Raw genomic sequence first — 16,275 nt, forward strand, 5'->3', positions numbered from 1 at the left:
CGCCGGGTCAGCGCCAGCCCCGTCGCTGCGCGCTGGCCCGCCGCCGGCGGTCGTTGCACAACAGGCACCGCCCCCACCCCGGCGGCAGCGGATCGTCCTTGTCCCCGTACAGCGGGTCGACCGCTCCCCGCGGATGCTCGGCGCAGCCCGTCGCACCGAACCCGGCCCCCAGGGCATTGGCCGCGGTCAGTGCCCGGCGCAGGGCGTCCACGAGCTGATCGGCCTCGTGCGCCGCGGGCGCGGCGTCCAGCGAGAAGGCGATGTCCGAAGCGGTATTGAGCGCGCTCTGGAGTTCGCGCAGGTCTGCGTAACTCATGCTCGCGAGCGTACGCGGCGCCACTGACAACGCCCTCGTCGCGCTGCGGTACGGTCGGCGCCATGCCGGACGCCCAGTACCTCACGGTGACGACCACGACCGACAGCGCCGACCACGCGCACCACCTGGCCACGACCGCGATCGCCCGCCGTCTTGCCGCCTGCGCCCAGGTCGACGGCCCGGTCACCAGCGTCTACCGGTGGCGCGGCCAGGTCGAAACGGCCCCCGAATGGCGTGTGGTCTACAAGACCACGGCCGCCCGCTACCCGGAGCTGGAAGCCCATCTCCGGGCCGAGCACGGCTACGACACCCCCGAGATCATCGCCACGCCGGTCACGACGGGCAGCGCCGAGTACCTCAGGTGGCTGACGGAGGAGACGAGGGAGACGGGGCCGTAGCGGGGGCGTCGAGCCCGATCAGATCCCACAGGTTCCCGTACAGGTCCCGGAAGACGGCCACCGTCCCGTAGGGCTCCTTGCGGGGAGCCTCCTGGAACACGACCCCGGCCGCCCGCATCCGCTCGTGGTCGCGCGCGAAGTCGTCGGTGTTGAGGAACAGCCCGACCCGGCCGCCCGTCTGATCGCCCACCCGCGCCTCCTGCGCGGGGCCCGCCGCCCGGGCCAGCAGCAGCCCCGTCTCCCGGGCGCCCGGCGGGCGGACGACCACCCAGCGCTTCTGCTCGTCGATGCGGGTGTCCTCGACGAGTTCGAATCCGACGGCGTCCACGTAGAAGGCGATGGCCTCGTCGTAGTCCCGCACGACGAGGGTCACCAGTCCGAGACGATGCATGTGGTGATCATGCCCCGGAAGCGGCCGGCCCGGGAAACGGCCCTGCCCCCTGCCACGGGGTGGCAGGGGGCAGGTTTCAGGCCGTCGCGGCGCTGAACGGCCGGATCAGCACTCGATGACGTTGACGGCGAGGCCGCCGCGCGCCGTCTCCTTGTACTTGACCTTCATGTCGGCGCCCGTCTCCTTCATGGTCTTGATGACCTTGTCGAGGGAGACGTGGTGGCGGCCGTCGCCGCGCAGGGCCATGCGCGCGGCGGTGACGGCCTTGGCGGCGGCCATGCCGTTGCGCTCGATGCACGGGATCTGCACCAGACCGCCCACGGGGTCGCAGGTCAGGCCCAGGTTGTGCTCCATGCCGATCTCCGCGGCGTTCTCGACCTGCTCCGGGGAGCCGCCGAGCACCTCGGCGAGACCGCCGGACGCCATCGAGCAGGCCGAGCCGACCTCGCCCTGGCAGCCGACCTCGGCGCCGGAGATCGAGGCGTTCTCCTTGAAGAGCATGCCGATCGCGCCCGCGGCCAGCAGGAAGCGGACGATGCCGTCCTCGTCCGCGCCGGGCACGAAGTCGAGGAAGTAGTGCAGGACGGCGGGGATGATGCCGGCGGCGCCGTTGGTGGGGGCGGTGACGACCCGGCCGCCGGCGGCGTTCTCCTCGTTGACCGCCATGGCGTAGACCGTGATCCACTCCATCGCGCGGGCCTGCGCGTCACCCTCGGCGCGCAGCTGGCGGGCGGTGCTCGCGGCACGGCGGCGGACCTTGAGACCGCCGGGGAGGATGCCCTCGCGGGACATGCCGCGCGCGACGCACGCCTGCATGACGCGCCAGATCTCCAGCAGCCCCTCGCGGATCTCCGTCTCGGTGCGCCAGGCCTTCTCGTTCTCCATCATCAGCGCGGAGATCGACAGGCCAGTCTCGCGGGAGAGGCGCAGCAGCTCGTCACCGGTGCGGAAGGGGTACTTCAGCACGGTGTCGTCGAGGACGATCCGGTCCTCGCCGACCGCGTCCTCGTCCACGACGAAGCCGCCGCCGACCGAGTAGTACGTCTTCTCCAGCAGCGGGGCGCCGGCCTCGTCGTATGCGAAGAGGGTCATGCCGTTCGCGTGGTACGGCAGGGAGCGGCGGCGGTGCAGGATCAGCTGGGTCGACTCGTCGAAGTCGATCTCGTGGTCCGAACCGATCTCCGCGCCGAGCAGCCGCAGCCGCTTCGTGGTGCGGATGCGCTCGACCTCGTCGTCGGCGGTCTCGACGTCGACCGTGCGGGGGGAGTGGCCCTCCAGGCCCAGCAGGACGGCCTTGGGGGTGCCGTGGCCGTGGCCGGTGGCGCCGAGCGAGCCGAAGAGCTCGGCCCGCACGGACGTGGTGTGCGCCAGCAGGCCCTCGTTCTTCAGCCGCCGCGTGAACATCAGTGCGGCGCGCATCGGGCCGACCGTGTGGGAGCTGGACGGGCCTATGCCGATCGAGAAGAGATCGAAAACGGAGATGGCCACGGTGGCGGCTTCCTGTCTGCTGGTGGGTGGTACTGGGGGGACGTGCGGTGACGCACGGGGCGGGCGCGTACGCGCCGACATACCGGACGGGCACTGTGCACTGTTCTACAGCCGTATGTCCAGTGTGCGGTGTGCGGACGCCACTCCTGGGGGCGAGGGGCGTGCGCTGCGCCACACGGTACGGGGCACCGCACTCACTTCTCAGTGTGCGCGATGCCCCGGACCGGCGGGTGAATCCGAACTGCCTTCGTTACTTCAGGCCGGCGTACAGCGGGTGCTTGTCCGCCAGGGCCGTGACGCGGCCGCGCAGGCCTTCCGCGTCGTAGACCGGCTTGAGGGCCTCGGCGATGATGTCCGCGACCTCACGGAAGTCCTCGGCCTGGAAACCGCGGGTGGCCAGCGCCGGGGTGCCGATCCGCAGGCCCGAGGTGACCATCGGGGGGCGCGGGTCGTTCGGGATGGCGTTGCGGTTGACCGTGATGCCGACCTCGTGGAGCCGGTCCTCGGCCTGCTGGCCGTCCAGCTCGGAGTTGCGCAGGTCGACCAGGACCAGGTGCACGTCCGTGCCGCCGGAGAGGACGGAGACGCCCACCTCGGCCACGTCGGACTGCGTCAGGCGCTCGGCCAGGATCTTCGCGCCGTCCAGGGTGCGCTGCTGGCGCTCCTTGAACTCCTCGCTCGCCGCGACCTTGAAGGACACCGCCTTCGCCGCGATCACGTGCTCCAGCGGGCCGCCCTGCTGACCGGGGAAGACCGCGGAGTTGATCTTCTTGGCCAGCTCGGCCGTGGAGAGGATCACACCACCGCGCGGACCGCCGAGGGTCTTGTGCGTGGTGGTGGTCACGACGTGCGCGTGCGGCACCGGGGAGGGGTGCAGCCCGGCGGCGACGAGGCCCGCGAAGTGGGCCATGTCGACCATCAGGTACGCGCCGACCTCGTCCGCGATCCGGCGGAAGGCGGCGAAGTCGAGCTGGCGCGGGTACGCCGACCAGCCGGCGATGATCAGCTTCGGACGGTGCTCCTTGGCGAGGCGCTCGACCTCCTCCATGTCGACCACGTTGGTCTGCTCGTCGACGTGGTAGGCGACCACGTTGTAGAGCTTGCCGGAGAAGTTGATCTTCATGCCGTGGGTCAGGTGCCCGCCGTGGGCGAGGTTCAGACCCAGGATCGTGTCGCCGGGCTTGATCAGGGCGAACATCGCCGCGGCGTTGGCCTGCGCGCCGGAGTGCGGCTGCACGTTCGCGGCCTCGGCGCCGAAGAGCGCCTTGATCCGGTCGATCGCGATCTGCTCGACGACGTCCACGTGCTCGCAGCCGCCGTAGTAGCGGCGGCCCGGGTAACCCTCGGCGTACTTGTTGGTGAGGACCGAGCCCTGTGCCTCCATGACCGCGACCGGAGCGAAGTTCTCCGAGGCGATCATCTCGAGGGTGGACTGCTGGCGGTGGAGTTCGGCGTCGACAGCGGCGGCGACGTCGGGGTCGAGCTCATGGAGGGAGCTGTTCAGAAGCGACATGAGTTCTTCCTGGACTTCCTGGGTGGGGCGGAGGCGGGGTACGGGCTCAGCCGGCGAAGGCGGTGTACTCGTCGGCGGACATCAGGTCCGCCGGCTCGTCCGTGATCTTCACCTTGAACAGCCAGCCGCCCTCGAAGGGGGCGGAGTTCACCAGCGCGGGGTCGTCCACGACGTCCTGGTTGGCCGCGACGACCTCGCCGGACACCGGGGAGTACAGGTCGCTGACCGACTTGGTCGACTCCAGCTCGCCACAGGACTCACCGGCGGTGACGGTGTCGCCGACCGCGGGGAGCTGGGCGAAGACGACATCGCCGAGCGCGTTGGCCGCGAACTCGGTGATCCCGACCGTCGCCACGCCGTCCTCGACGGCCGACAGCCACTCGTGCTCCTTGCTGTAACGCAGCTGCTGGGGGTTGCTCATGGCTTGATTCTCCTGGATGCGCGTTGATGCTTTTGCAACGGGTCTTGACAGGTGGGACGAGAGTTGAGCGAGAAGGGTCAGCGCTGACGCTTGTAGAACGGCAGGGCGACGACCTCGTACGGCTCGTGGGTGCCGCGGATGTCCACAGCTACACCCTTGGTGCCCGGCTCGGCGTGCGCCGCGTCGACGTAGGCGATGGCGATCGGCTTCCCGAGCGTGGGGGAGGGGGCACCGGAGGTGACCTCGCCGACGACCTGGCCGTCGGCGACGACCTGGAACCCGGCGCGCGGCACCCGGCGGCCCTCGGCGATCAGGCCGACCAGCTTGCGGGGCGCCTTCGCCGCGGCGCGCTCGGCGGCGGCGGTGAGGGCCTCGCGGCCGACGAAGTCACCCTCCTTGTCGAACTTCACGACCCGGCCCAGGCCCGCGTCGAAGGGCGTCGTGGCGGTGGTCAGCTCGTGCCCGTACAGCGGCATGCCCGCCTCCAGGCGCAGCGTGTCGCGGCAGGAGAGGCCGCACGGCACCAGACCGGCAGCCGCGCCCGCCTCGGTGAGCGCCTGCCACAGCCGCTCGGCGTCGGCCGGGGCGACGAACAGCTCGAAGCCGTCCTCGCCGGTGTAACCCGTACGGGCGATCAGCGCGGGAACGCCCGCCACCGTGCCCGGCAGACCCGCGTAGTACTTGAGGCCGTCGAGGTCGGCGTCGGTGAGGGACTTCAGGATGCCGGGGGACTGCGGGCCCTGGATCGCGAGCAGCGCGTAGTTCTCGCGGTCGTCGCGGACGGCCGTCTCGAAGCCCGCGGCGCGCTCGGTCAGCGCGTCCAGCACGACCTGCGCGTTCGAGGCGTTGGCGACGACCATGAACTCCTCGTCGGCCAGGCGGTAGACGATCAGGTCGTCCAGGATGCCGCCCGCGGCGTCACAGATCATGGTGTACCGGGCCCGGCCGACGGCCAGCGCGGACAGATTGCCGACGAGCGCGAAGTCCAGCGCCCGGCCGGCCTGCGGGCCGGTGAGGGTGATCTCGCCCATGTGCGACAGGTCGAAGAGACCGGCACGGGTCCGCACGGCGACGTGCTCGTCGCGCTCGCTCCCGTAACGCAGGGGCATGTCCCAGCCCGCGAAGTCGGTCATCGTCGCGCCGAGCGCGCGGTGAAGCGCGTCGAGGGCGGTGCGGCGGGGGGCTTCGGTCATGGTTCAGGCTCCCAGGCGTGGTCGCGAGACTCGCGGAAGGCTCGCGAAAGAGGGGTCACGGCCTCCCCATCTGTCATCGGAACCTGAGAGGTTCACCGGGAGCCTCGAAACGAGCGAGTCCCCGGCTTGCACCTTGGGTGGAGGTCGCCCGGGGGCGCCTCGCTTTTCAGATCTGCCTCACCCGCGCGGTACGGGGCCTGAGAGATTCAAGGGAGGAACTTGCTCCTTCGGCGCCCAGCACACATAGTGCTGAGACTCTCCCGCGCGGATTCGAGCGGCCGGTATGCAGTTGGCGCGCACATCATTGCACGTACAGGCGTGCGACGGACGGCCCGAGACCCCCTGAATTGGATTACCTTTTCTTTACGTTCGGTGGGTAGGGGGCGGGAAGGGCCGGACGGGGGAGGCCAGAGGAGGGGGATCACGGTGCGGGCGCGGGGTACGGACGCGAGAGGGGCGGGCTCCGTGCCGCCTGGGCCACAGCAGGCACAGGGGGCGCGGCGACAAGTGGGGCCGACGGGTGTGCGCGATCTCCGCGGGGGCGCGGTCCCCGCGGTCCTGCGCTATCCGGCCGGAGACCTGCTCGTCGTCTCCGGGCTGCCCGGAAGCGGCAAGTCGACATTGATCCGGCGGTCCGTGGCCGCCCTCGACAGCCGGGACGCGGTGGTCTGGTGCGTCGACTCGCAGGACGCCCGTGACCGGCTGGAGCGCCGCATGCCGCCCTGGCTGCCCTACGGGGTCTACCGCCCGCTCGTGCGGATCGCCCACTACGCCGGGCTGCGCCGGGCCCTGCGCTCGGACGCGAGCGCGGTCGTGCACGACTGCGGCCAGCGCGGCTGGGTCCGCCGCTGGCTCGTCCGGGACGCGCGGCGGCGCGGCAGCTCGGTCCATCTGCTGGTGCTGGCCGTGGACCCGGCCACCGCCCTCGCCGGTCAGGCGGCGCGCGGCCGCACCGTCTCCGCCTACGCCTTCGGGCGGCACCGCCGGGCGATGGCACGGCTGGTCGCGGACACCGCGGCCGGGCGGCTGCCGGACGGATGCGTGTCCGCGGCGCTGCTCGACCGCGCCGCCGCCCGGGCGCTGGAGGGCATCGTCTTCGACGGCTGACGGCTGACGGCTGACGGCTGACGGCTGACGGCCCGCCGGGCCGGCCGGGCCCCTGCCTCTAGACGCCGGGAACCGGCAGCGGCAGCGCGCCCGTCGCGAGCTTCGGCACCGCAGTGAGAAGGGCCTGCAGGTCCTTGACGACCTCCGCGATGCCTGCCGTCACCTTCGGCAGGTCGACGGCCACCACGGCCGCGAGCAGCTCGGTGAGGTCCTTGGTCAGCTTCGCCAGGGCGTCCCGGACGTCCTTGACGGCGTCCGCCGGCAGACCGCCGGGCGTGCCCGCTCTGGACTTCACGGACTTCAGCAGCTTGTCGGCCGCCGCTTGATACCGCTGGCGCAGATCCGCGAGCACGGCCTTGTTCGGGGTCTTCGCCTGTGCCTCGGTTGCGATCTTCGCGGCCAGGGCGAGCAGCTCACCCAGATTGGCCACGGTCTCCAGCTGCTGTGCCGTGGCCGCCTTCGGGTCCGGGGCCGCGGCTGTGGGGGCCGGTTCCGGTGCGGCGGCGAGGGCGGGACCGGCGACACCCACGACGAGGGAGCCGCAGGCGACGGCGGCTATGGCGGTGGAGACGAGCTTGTTGACGCGCATGCGGGGTGTGTCCCTTCAGTTCGGTGAGGCTGCCGGGAAGCTGTCCGCTCACCGTGTGCCGGGCCGGTGGCCCTGCGCAACTCATCGGCTACCGTGCGTGGCGGCTGTTACGCGCCGTTCCACCCCTTTGACCTGCGTCTTCGTCGGCCGCTCGGGAGCCGCCGCCCCGAGAGAGCACTGCCCGCCGAAAGGGTGCGCGTGCGCCCCGACCGCCGGGGGCTCGTGCCCTATATCGGTACGGACGTCGCCACCCGCGCCGAACGCCCGGATCGGCACCGAATTCGGCGGCCGACGAGAGCGGCGGGGCCCGGAGCCGCTAGGGTTCGGATGCGGCTTTGTCGATACGGTGGTTGGACGGCGTTGGGCGAGTTGGACGAGATGAGCATCCCCGAGCAGTACGGCTGGACCCCCGCTCAGGGCGGTGTCCTTAAGGGCGGCCCCCAGGGCGGCCCCGGTGCTCCGGGCGCCCCCGGCCTCCCTCAGGGGTGGCCCGCCAACGAACTCGAGACGGTGCTCGCCGGCTCCCTCGGCGACCCCGGCGCCGGTCCGGCGATCGTCGAGGCCCTCGGCCGCAGTCACCTGTGGATACCGCTGCCGAACGGCGGCGGCCCCGACAGCCCCGACCTCGATCTCCCCACCCTCGAACTCGACGGCGCTGCGTTCGTCCCCGTCTTCAGCTCCGAGGCGCAGTTCCGGAGCGTCGCCGGCGATCTGATGTCCTTCGCCGTCGCGCCCGCCGTGGAATTCGCCCGCGGGCTGCCCCCGCAGGTGGGCATCGTGGTCAACCCCGAGGGCGCGGTCGGCGTTCCGCTGCCGCCGGCCGCCGTGGCCGCGCTCTGCCGGGCCGGGCGCAGCGCGCTGGACGGTGACGCGACCGGCGGCCGGGTCAGGCTCTTCGAGCCCGACTGGCAGGACGAGCCCACCGCCTTCCTCGCCGCCGCCGGGCTGGAATTCGCGGCCGCCGCCGTCGTGAGGACCGCGCGCCGCACCCTGGCGAGCGTCGAGGGCGGCGCCCCGGCGCTGTTCGTCGGCGTCGAGCTGGACCTGCCCGACCCCGGGAGCCGCACCGCCGCCCTGGACGCCCTCGGCCGGGCCCTCGGCACCGTGCCGGTGCCCTGGCCCGTGCAGCTGGTCTTCCTCGACGTCGCGCAGGACCCCGTCGGTGACTGGCTGCGGGAGAGAGTCCGCCCGTTCTACGACCGTGACCTGTGACTCCTCCCGTGCCCGCCGTCGCGGGCTCGTAAGCTGGTTGGATGACGACAGGGGGCGCGCAGTCACGTCCCCCTGCGGTGGAGAGACGGCCGAGAGAAGAGGCGGACCCAGGTGAGCGCGGGCGCGGAGAGCGGCGTGGAGCAGATGCTGCGCCAAGTGGCGCCCGGCAGGTATGACGCCTATGAGGCGCTGCTGCACGCCCTCGCCGAGGGGCAGATCTGGATGCTGCTGTGGCACGGGCAGGCCGGATCGCCCGACGCCCAGTACGGGAACATGGAGGTCGACGGGCTCGGTTACGCGCCCTGTGTGACCTCCGCGCAGGAGCTCGCCGCCAGCGGCTGGAACCGCGCCCACGAGGTCGTTGCCGGGCGGTCCATCGCCGCCTCCCTCTTCCCCGACCGCTGGGGACTGTGGCTCAACCCGCACGCGCCCGGCGGCGGTGTCGGCATCCCGTGGCTCGACCTGCGGCGGATCTCCGGCGGCCTCGACCGGCTGCCCGCCGGACCGCTGCGGCTGAGCGAACCGGCCATAGACATTCCGCAGTTCTACGCCCTGCTCGGGCAGAACGCCCACCGCACGCCCGCCGTCCGGGCGCTGCGCCGGGCCTGGGTGCAGCCCGCACTGGGCACCCCATACCTGGCGATCGGCCTCGATCTGTACGACACCTCGCAAGCCGCCGTGGAATCCGTGCGCTTGATGATGCAGCAGTCGATCGGTGTGGTGCCCGAGGGGCTGCCGGTGTCCACGGTGGCGATGTCGGACGAGTACGACCCGGTCGCGATGTGGATGCGGGCCAACGCGCGGCCCTTCTTCGACCGCGACGCCTACGGCGGCGCCGCGCCCGCCCCTTCGGCCGGCTACGGCTATCCGCCGCAACAGGGCTGGCAGGCCGGGGCCTACTGATCCCGGCCCGGTCCAGGGGCCCCGGCTGTCCCGACTGACCCTCGCGTGACCTCGGCCGGGCCCGCCGGTTTCGCGCCCTTCCCGCCTGAACGCCCCGCTCAGGCCGTGTTTTTCCGTGTGGCCCCGCCCTGCCGACGGCAACTGGCCAAACGTTTCAGCGGGTTGCCGCATCCGCTGATGAATCAAGGATGTCCGTATAACGGAACCCTCCTCTACACATCACGGTTGCGCATCCATTGCCGGTCAGGTCTGGCGGGTGATCGTGAACGCGTTGAAGACTCCCGCAACAAGGGCCGTCGGCTCTCGCTCTCCGGGCCATCGGCCCTGCGTACGACCTGCTCCGCGTGAACTTCCCGCACCATCGCACCATCCATGCACCATCTGCACCAAGCGATGCACCAGTGATGCACCAGTGATGTGATCCAGCCGCCTTTCGGGCGGCGGGCGTTGGGCCGGTTGCGCCGGCCGAGAGGGGTCCACCAGACGATGACGGCACCATTGCACGACACGAGCGCGGCGGAGACCGCAGCCGTCGATGTCGCCGCCGGCGTCCCGGCGAAGGCGATCGAGGGGCGTTCTCCCTGGCGCATCGCCTGGATCCGGCTGAAGCGCGACAAGGTGGCCCTGTCCGGCGGCATCGTGGTGCTGCTGCTCATACTGGTCGCGATCTTCGCCCCGCTCATCGTGAGCGCGTTCGGGCATCCGCCGAACGAATTCCACGAGGAGCAGATCGACCCGCTGTTCAGCACCCCCAAGGGGGACTGGGGCGGTATCAGCGGCGACTTCCTCTTCGGCGTCGAGCCCGGCAACGGCCGTGATGTCTTCAGCCGGGTCGTCTACGGGGCCCGGATCTCGCTGCTCGTGGCCTTCCTCTCCGCGGTCGTCGCCGTCGTGGTCGGTACGGTCGTCGGCATCGTCGCCGGCTACTTCGGTGGCTGGGTCGACGCCGTCATCAGCCGGGTCATGGACCTGCTGCTGGCCTTCCCGCAGCTGCTGTTCATCATCGCACTGGTGTCCGTGGTGCCCAACTCGCTGTGGGGAATGTCCGGTTCGGGCGTGCGCATGGCTGTGCTGATCATGGTGATCGGCTTCTTCGGCTGGCCCTATGTGGGGCGCATCGTGCGAGGTCAGACGCTGTCTCTACGGGAGCGCGAGTATGTCGAGGCGGCGCGCAGCCTGGGCGCCGGACAGTTGTACATCCTCTTCCGCGAGCTGCTGCCCAACCTGGTGGCGCCGATCACCGTGTACGCCACGCTGATGATCCCCACCAATGTGCTCACCGAGGCCGCGCTGAGCTTCCTCGGCGCCGGCGTCAAGCCGCCCACCGCGTCCTGGGGGCAGATGCTCTCCAAGGCCGTCAGCACCTACGAGTCCGACCCGATGTTCATGATCATCCCCGGTCTCGCCATCTTCATCACCGTACTGGCGTTCAACCTCTTCGGCGACGGCGTGCGTGACGCGCTGGACCCGAAGGGTTCGCGCTGACCCCAACAGCCCAAGTCCGCTGTCGTACACCGCCCCTGTCGTTCCGTCAGGAGGCCGTTCCCGAAACAAGCCGGCCCGTCCCACGGGCCGCGTCGATCACGGAGGTCGCGACATCTTGACAACTCAGAGCACTTCGAGGCGGAGACTGGCCGCAGGGTCGGCCCTCGTGGTCGCGGCCCTCGTCGGCACCGCGGCCTGTGGCGGCGGCGGGAGCGGCGACAGCAAGGGCGGCAAGGCCGCGGGCTTCAACGCCGGCGTCGGCAAGGTGGCCAGCCCGTCCGACAAGAAGGGTGGCGAGCTGAAGTTCATCGGCACCCAGGACGCCGACTCATGGGACCCGCAACGCGGTTACTACGGTTTCGTGTGGGACTTCGCCCGCTACTACGTCCGCACCCTCGTCACCCCGAAGGCCGCCCCCGGCGCGCAGAGCTCCACGATCGTGCCGGACATGGCCACGGACACCGGTCAGGTCTCGGCCGACAAGAAGACCTACACCTTCACGCTGCGCTCCGGCCTGACCTGGGAGGACGGCCAGCCCGTCACCTCTCGGCACATCAAGTACGGCATCGAGCGCACCTGGGCCACGGACAAGATCTCCGGCGGTCCGACCTGGCTGAAGGACACCCTGGACCCGGAGAACGAGTACAAGGGTCCGTACAAGGACACCTCCAAGGACAAGCTGGGCCTGAAGGCGATCGAGACGCCCGACGAGAAGACGATCGTCTTCAAGCTGCCCAAGCCCAACGGCGACTTCCTGCAGATGCTGGCCGTGCCCGCGGCGGGCCCGGTCCGCCCGGACAAGGACACCGCGGAGAAGTACGGCAGCAAACCCTTCTCCAACGGCCCGTACAAGTGGGTGTCCTACACCCCGAACAAGGGCCTGGAGCTGGTCCGCAACGACAAGTGGAAGAAGGAGAGCGACCCGGTCCGCAAGGCCCTGCCGGACAAGATCACGGTCAAGCTCACCACCAACGCCGACGACATGGACAACCGGCTGATCGCCGGTGACTACGACCTCGACATCAACGCGACGGGCATGGGCTCGGCCGGCCGGCAGAAGGCACTGCAGTCCCACAAGGCCAACGTCGACAACCCCGAGACCGGCTTCATCCGCTACGCCGCCTTCCCGAAGACGGTCGCGCCGTTCGACAACGAGCACTGCCGCAAGGCCGTCATCTACGCCGCCGACCACACCTCGCTGCAGACCGCCCGCGGCGGCCCGCAGGCGGGCGGCGACATCGGCACCAGCATGCTCCCGCCGTCGGTCAAGGGCTTCGACGCCAATTACGACCCGTACGACGTCAAGCAGGGCAAGCCCAACGAGGCCAAGGCCAAGGAGGAGCTGAAGGCCTGCGGCAAGCCCGGGGGCTTCAAGACCACGATCGCGGTGCGCAACAACAAGCCGCCGGAGGTCGCCACCGCCGAGTCGCTCCAGGCGGCCCTGAAGAAGGTCGGCATCGACGCGCAGATCGACCAGTACGACGGCGCGCAGTCCACCGGCATCATCGGTGCTCCGAAGAACGTCAAGGCCAAGAACTACGGCATCATCATCATGGGCTGGGGCGCCGACTTCCCCAGCGGCCAGGGCTTCCTGAAGCCCATCGCGGACGGCCGCTTCATCCAGCAGAGCGGCAACCAGAACTACCCCGAGCTGAACGACCCGGCGATCAACAAGCTCTTCGACGACGCCCTTGCCGAGACCGACCCCGAGAAGGCCGGGAAGATCTACCAGGAAGCCAACAAGAAGGTCATGGAGGGCGCCTGGTACCTGCCCTTCACCTACGAGAAGAACATCATCTGGCGCAGCTCCCGGCTGACCAACGTCTACACGGCCGACTCCTACAACGGCCGCTACGACTACGCCTCCCTCGGTGTCGTCAAGTGACAGTCCGTCCGCTCCACCGGCGCACCCGCCGCTAGGCCCGAAGGGCAGGTGAGGGCCGCGCGTGGCGGCCCGGGCGCCCCTTGACCCAAGGGGTTCCCGGGCCGCCGCCGGGCCGACCGCAGTGTTCGCTTATATCGTCAGGCGGCTGATCGCCGTCATTGTGATGCTGCTCGTGGTCACCCTCGTGACCTTCGGCATCTTCTTCGCGATTCCGAAGCTCACCGGAGCCGACCCCGCCGCCCTGTACGTCGGCAAGCAGGCGGACCCGGCCACGATCGAGGGGATCCGGGAGAAGCTCGGACTGGGCGAGCCGATCCTCGTGCAGTTCTGGGACTTCGTCACCGGCATCTTCGCCGGCCGGGACTACACCGGCGGCGGGACCACCGTCCGCTGCGACGCCCCGTGCTTCGGCTACTCCTTCCGCAACGAGCAGCCCATCTGGCCCGTGCTCCAGGACCGGCTGCCGGTCACGCTCTCGCTGGCCGGGGGCGCGTGCGTGCTGTGGCTGCTGGGCGGCGTCACCACCGGCATCGTCTCCGCGCTCAAGCGCGGCAGCCTATGGGACCGCGCGGCCATGACCATCGCCCTCAGCGGTGTCTCGCTGCCGATCTACTTCACCGGTCTGCTCTCGCTCGCGGTCTTCAGCTACGGACTGGGCTGGGTGAACGGCGAGTACGTCGAATTCGCCGTGGATCCGGCCGCGTGGTTCGGCGGACTGATCCTGCCCTGGGTCACCCTCGCCTTCCTCTACGCGGCGATGTACGCCCGGCTCACCCGGGCCACCATGCTGGAGATCCTCGGCGAGGACTACATCCGCACGGCCCGCGCCAAGGGCCTGCGCGAACCCGTCGTCATCGGCAAACACGCCATGCGCTCCACGATGACCCCCATCCTGACCATCCTCGGCATGGACCTCGGCGCGCTCGTCGGCGGCGCGATCCTCACCGAGACCACCTTCAATCTGCCGGGCCTCGGCCAGGCCGCGGTCAAGGCCATCAGCGACCGCGACCTGCCGCTGATCCTCGGCGTGACGCTCATCGCCGCGGCCGCCGTCGTGGTCGCCAACCTCGTGGTGGACCTCCTGTACGCCGTGATCGACCCCCGAGTGAGGCTCTCGTGACGGACCTTTCCAAGAGCGGCGCCGTCGGCGAGCCCGTCCGCACGGGCGCCGCAACCCCCTCCGCCTTCCTCGACGTGCGCGACCTGCACATCCACTTCCCCACCGACGACGGCCTGGTGAAGTCCGTCGACGGGCTCTCCTTCCAGCTGGAGAAGGGCAGGACCCTCGGCATCGTCGGCGAGTCCGGCTCCGGCAAGTCGGTCACCTCGCTCGGCATCATGGGCCTGCACACCGTCGGCCAGTACGGGCGCGGCAAGGCCCGGATCTCCGGGGAGATCTGGCTGGACGGCAAGGAGCTGATGACCGCCGACCCGGACGAGGTGCGCCGGCTGCGCGGCCGCGAGATGGCGATGATCTTCCAGGATCCGCTGTCGGCCATGCACCCGTACTTCACCATCGGCGCCCAGATCGTCGAGGCCTACCGGGTCCACCACGACGTGGACAAGAAGGCCGCCCGCAAGCGCGCGATCGAGCTGCTGGACCGCGTCGGCATCCCCCAGCCCGACCGGCGGGTGGACGACTACCCGCACCAGTTCTCCGGCGGGATGCGCCAGCGCGCGATGATCGCGATGGCGCTGGTCAACAACCCCGAGCTGCTCATCGCGGACGAGCCGACGACCGCCCTGGACGTGACCGTCCAGGCGCAGATCCTCGACCTGATCCGCGATCTGCAGAAGGAGTTCGGCTCCGCGGTCATCATCATCACCCACGACCTGGGCGTCGTCGCCGAACTGGCCGACGACATCCTGGTGATGTACGGCGGCCGCTGCGTCGAGCGCGGCCCGGCGGAGAAGGTCTTCTACGAACCCCAGCACCCCTACACCTGGGGCCTGCTGGGCTCGATGCCGCGCATCGACCGGGACCAGACCGAGCGGCTGATCCCGGTCAAGGGCTCGCCGCCCAGCCTCATCAACGTGCCGTCCGGCTGCGCCTTCAACCCGCGCTGTCCCTACGCCGACGTTCCCAAGGACGGCGTCACCCGCACCGAGCGGCCCGAACTGCGCCTGGTGACCGGTGGTGAGGGCGGCCGGCACCACTCCGCCTGTCACATGGCGCAGGAGGAGCGGACGCGCATCTGGACCGAAGAGATTGCGCCCAAGCTGTGAAGGACCGACCCGTGCCCGATAACGCCGTACCCGACGAGACCGCGCCCGAGAAAGACGTGACCATTCCCCGGCAGCAGGCGCCCGAGGGCGAGCCCCTGCTCAAGGTCGAGGGCCTGGTCAAGCACTTCCCGATCAACAAGGGGCTGCTGCGCCGCCAGGTGGGCGCGGTGCAGGCCGTGGACGGCATCTCCTTCGACGTACGGCCGGGGGAGACCCTGGGGGTGGTGGGCGAGTCCGGCTGCGGGAAGTCCACCATGGGCCGGCTGATCACCCGGCTGCTGGAGCCCACCGGCGGGCGGATCGAGTTCGAGGGCAAGGACATCACGCACCTCGGCGTGGCCGGGATGCGGCCGATGCGCCGCGACGTCCAGATGATCTTCCAGGACCCGTACTCCTCGCTGAATCCCCGGCACACGGTCGGCTCGATCGTCAGCGCGCCGTTCAAGCTCCAGCGGATCACGCCCGAAGGCGGGATCAAGAAGGAGGTCCAGCGACTGCTGGGACTGGTGGGGCTCAACCCCGAGCACTACAACCGCTATCCGCACGAGTTCTCCGGCGGGCAGCGGCAGCGCATCGGCATCGCCCGGGCGCTCGCGCTCAAGCCCAAGCTGGTGGTCGCGGACGAGCCGGTCTCCGCGCTGGACGTGTCGATCCAGGCCCAGGTGGTCAACCTGCTGGACGACCTCCAGGACGAACTGGGTCTCACCTACGTGATCATCGCGCACGACCTGTCGGTCATCCGGCACGTCTCCGACCGGATCGCGGTCATGTACCTCGGAAAGATCGTCGAGTTGGCCGACCGCAAGGCGTTGTACGAGACGCCGATGCACCCCTACACCAAGGCGCTGATGTCCGCGGTGCCGGTGCCGGACCCCAAGCGGCGGGCGAAGCGGGAGCGGATCCTGCTCAAGGGCGATGTGCCCTCGCCGATCTCACCGCCGGCGGGGTGCCGCTTCCACACCCGCTGCTGGAAGGCGACGGACGTGTGCAAGCAGCAGGAGCCGCCGCTGATTCCCCTGGTGACGGGCCATCAAGTTGCCTGCCACCACCCCGAGAACATTCCGGAAGGGGCTGTGACGAACGTCCCGGCGTGACAAATGGGTAAAACCCTTGGCCGGTTGGGGCGGGAGGGGGCAGAGTCGGCGCGT

The 16,275-nt window shown here is 70.3% G+C and carries 16 protein-coding genes and 1 riboswitch; of the genes, 9 read left to right on the forward strand and 7 right to left on the reverse strand.

Annotated features, from left to right (window positions below):
• Window positions 1–7 precede the first annotated feature (7 nt).
• Entirely contained in the window at window positions 8–316 is a 309-nt protein-coding gene (locus JO379_RS24015; RefSeq protein WP_130880026.1) for a hypothetical protein, read from the reverse strand.
• Between the two features lie 62 nt (window positions 317–378).
• On the opposite strand from JO379_RS24015, the gene cutA reads away from it, so the two are divergent.
• The gene (gene cutA / locus JO379_RS24020; protein ID WP_130880027.1) at window positions 379–714 is read left to right on the forward strand and encodes a divalent-cation tolerance protein CutA; all 336 of its coding nucleotides are present in this window, start codon (window positions 379–381) and stop codon (window positions 712–714) included.
• Here cutA and JO379_RS24025 read toward each other — a convergent pair.
• From JO379_RS24025 to gcvT, 5 genes are all read right to left on the reverse strand, one after another.
• Window positions 674–1,105, reverse strand: coding sequence for a VOC family protein (locus tag JO379_RS24025; protein WP_209516952.1), 432 nt, complete (start codon window positions 1,103–1,105; stop codon window positions 674–676). The genes cutA and JO379_RS24025 overlap by 41 nt on opposite strands.
• A 105-nt stretch (window positions 1,106–1,210) precedes the next feature.
• Window positions 1,211–2,593: an L-serine ammonia-lyase gene (locus tag JO379_RS24030; protein ID WP_130880032.1), complete on the reverse strand. Its 1,383-nt coding sequence runs from the start codon at window positions 2,591–2,593 to the stop codon at window positions 1,211–1,213.
• Window positions 2,594–2,843: 250 nt separating this feature from the next.
• The gene (gene glyA, locus JO379_RS24035) at window positions 2,844–4,106 is read right to left on the reverse strand and encodes a serine hydroxymethyltransferase (protein ID WP_130880033.1); all 1,263 of its coding nucleotides are present in this window, start codon (window positions 4,104–4,106) and stop codon (window positions 2,844–2,846) included.
• A 46-nt stretch (window positions 4,107–4,152) separates the two neighbouring features.
• Window positions 4,153–4,527: a glycine cleavage system protein GcvH gene (gene gcvH, locus JO379_RS24040; RefSeq protein ID WP_130880034.1), complete on the reverse strand. Its 375-nt coding sequence runs from the start codon at window positions 4,525–4,527 to the stop codon at window positions 4,153–4,155.
• 77 nt (window positions 4,528–4,604) lie between these two features.
• Window positions 4,605–5,720, reverse strand: coding sequence for a glycine cleavage system aminomethyltransferase GcvT (gene gcvT / locus JO379_RS24045; RefSeq protein ID WP_130880035.1), 1,116 nt, complete (start codon window positions 5,718–5,720; stop codon window positions 4,605–4,607).
• Window positions 5,721–5,896: 176 nt separating this feature from the next.
• Window positions 5,897–5,993: riboswitch (glycine riboswitch) on the reverse strand.
• 147 nt (window positions 5,994–6,140) lie between these two features.
• Here gcvT and JO379_RS24050 point away from each other — a divergent pair.
• Window positions 6,141–6,827: an AAA family ATPase gene (locus JO379_RS24050; RefSeq protein WP_372449150.1), complete on the forward strand. Its 687-nt coding sequence runs from the start codon at window positions 6,141–6,143 to the stop codon at window positions 6,825–6,827.
• A 58-nt stretch (window positions 6,828–6,885) separates the two neighbouring features.
• On the opposite strand, the gene JO379_RS24055 is transcribed toward JO379_RS24050, so the two are convergent.
• The gene (locus JO379_RS24055; RefSeq protein WP_130880037.1) at window positions 6,886–7,416 is read right to left on the reverse strand and encodes a hypothetical protein; all 531 of its coding nucleotides are present in this window, start codon (window positions 7,414–7,416) and stop codon (window positions 6,886–6,888) included.
• Window positions 7,417–7,794: 378 nt separating this feature from the next.
• Between JO379_RS24055 and JO379_RS24060 the strand changes: the two genes are divergently transcribed.
• The 7 genes from JO379_RS24060 to JO379_RS24090 all read left to right on the forward strand — a co-directional run bounded on the left by JO379_RS24060 (window position 7,795) and on the right by JO379_RS24090 (window position 16,221).
• Window positions 7,795–8,628, forward strand: a complete 834-nt coding sequence (locus tag JO379_RS24060; RefSeq protein ID WP_209518844.1) for an enhanced serine sensitivity protein SseB C-terminal domain-containing protein — start codon at window positions 7,795–7,797, stop codon at window positions 8,626–8,628.
• Window positions 8,629–8,772: 144 nt separating this feature from the next.
• Window positions 8,773–9,531, forward strand: a complete 759-nt coding sequence (locus JO379_RS24065) for an enhanced serine sensitivity protein SseB C-terminal domain-containing protein (RefSeq protein ID WP_130880330.1) — start codon at window positions 8,773–8,775, stop codon at window positions 9,529–9,531.
• A 486-nt stretch (window positions 9,532–10,017) separates the two neighbouring features.
• Entirely contained in the window at window positions 10,018–11,016 is a 999-nt protein-coding gene (locus tag JO379_RS24070; RefSeq protein ID WP_130880038.1) for an ABC transporter permease, read from the forward strand.
• A 115-nt stretch (window positions 11,017–11,131) separates the two neighbouring features.
• On the forward strand, window positions 11,132–12,901 hold the full coding sequence (locus JO379_RS24075; protein WP_130880039.1) for an ABC transporter substrate-binding protein: 1,770 nt from the start codon (window positions 11,132–11,134) through the stop codon (window positions 12,899–12,901).
• Between the two features lie 121 nt (window positions 12,902–13,022).
• Window positions 13,023–14,021: an ABC transporter permease gene (locus JO379_RS24080; protein WP_130880040.1), complete on the forward strand. Its 999-nt coding sequence runs from the start codon at window positions 13,023–13,025 to the stop codon at window positions 14,019–14,021.
• The gene (locus JO379_RS24085) at window positions 14,018–15,127 is read left to right on the forward strand and encodes an ABC transporter ATP-binding protein (RefSeq protein ID WP_130880041.1); all 1,110 of its coding nucleotides are present in this window, start codon (window positions 14,018–14,020) and stop codon (window positions 15,125–15,127) included. Before JO379_RS24080 ends, JO379_RS24085 begins: the two co-directional genes overlap by 4 nt.
• 56 nt (window positions 15,128–15,183) lie before the next feature.
• Window positions 15,184–16,221 carry an ABC transporter ATP-binding protein gene (locus tag JO379_RS24090; RefSeq protein ID WP_130880331.1) on the forward strand — a complete coding sequence of 346 codons (1,038 nt, stop codon included), beginning with the start codon at window positions 15,184–15,186 and terminating at the stop codon, window positions 16,219–16,221.
• The last annotated feature ends 54 nt before the right edge of the window (window positions 16,222–16,275 follow it).

The sequence above is a fragment of the Streptomyces syringium genome (genome assembly GCF_017876625.1).
In the GTDB taxonomy this organism is placed as follows: Bacteria; Actinomycetota; Actinomycetes; order Streptomycetales; family Streptomycetaceae; genus Streptomyces; species Streptomyces syringius.

Excerpts from the sequence above, each read along its gene's own strand:
- JO379_RS24015 (WP_130880026.1), bottom strand. The coding sequence starts at position 316 with ATGAGTTACGCAGACCTGCGCGAACTCCAGAGCGCGCTCAATACCGCT.
- gcvH (WP_130880034.1), bottom strand. The coding sequence starts at position 4,527 with ATGAGCAACCCCCAGCAGCTGCGTTACAGCAAGGAGCACGAGTGGCTG.
- JO379_RS24070 (WP_130880038.1), top strand. The coding sequence starts at position 10,018 with ATGACGGCACCATTGCACGACACGAGCGCGGCGGAGACCGCAGCCGTC.
- JO379_RS24065 (WP_130880330.1), top strand. The coding sequence starts at position 8,773 with ATGCTGCGCCAAGTGGCGCCCGGCAGGTATGACGCCTATGAGGCGCTG.
- cutA (WP_130880027.1), top strand. The coding sequence starts at position 379 with ATGCCGGACGCCCAGTACCTCACGGTGACGACCACGACCGACAGCGCC.
- JO379_RS24025 (WP_209516952.1), bottom strand. The coding sequence starts at position 1,105 with ATGCATCGTCTCGGACTGGTGACCCTCGTCGTGCGGGACTACGACGAG.
- JO379_RS24060 (WP_209518844.1), top strand. The coding sequence starts at position 7,795 with ATGAGCATCCCCGAGCAGTACGGCTGGACCCCCGCTCAGGGCGGTGTC.
- JO379_RS24055 (WP_130880037.1), bottom strand. The coding sequence starts at position 7,416 with ATGCGCGTCAACAAGCTCGTCTCCACCGCCATAGCCGCCGTCGCCTGC.
- glyA (WP_130880033.1), bottom strand. The coding sequence starts at position 4,106 with ATGTCGCTTCTGAACAGCTCCCTCCATGAGCTCGACCCCGACGTCGCC.
- gcvT (WP_130880035.1), bottom strand. The coding sequence starts at position 5,720 with ATGACCGAAGCCCCCCGCCGCACCGCCCTCGACGCGCTTCACCGCGCG.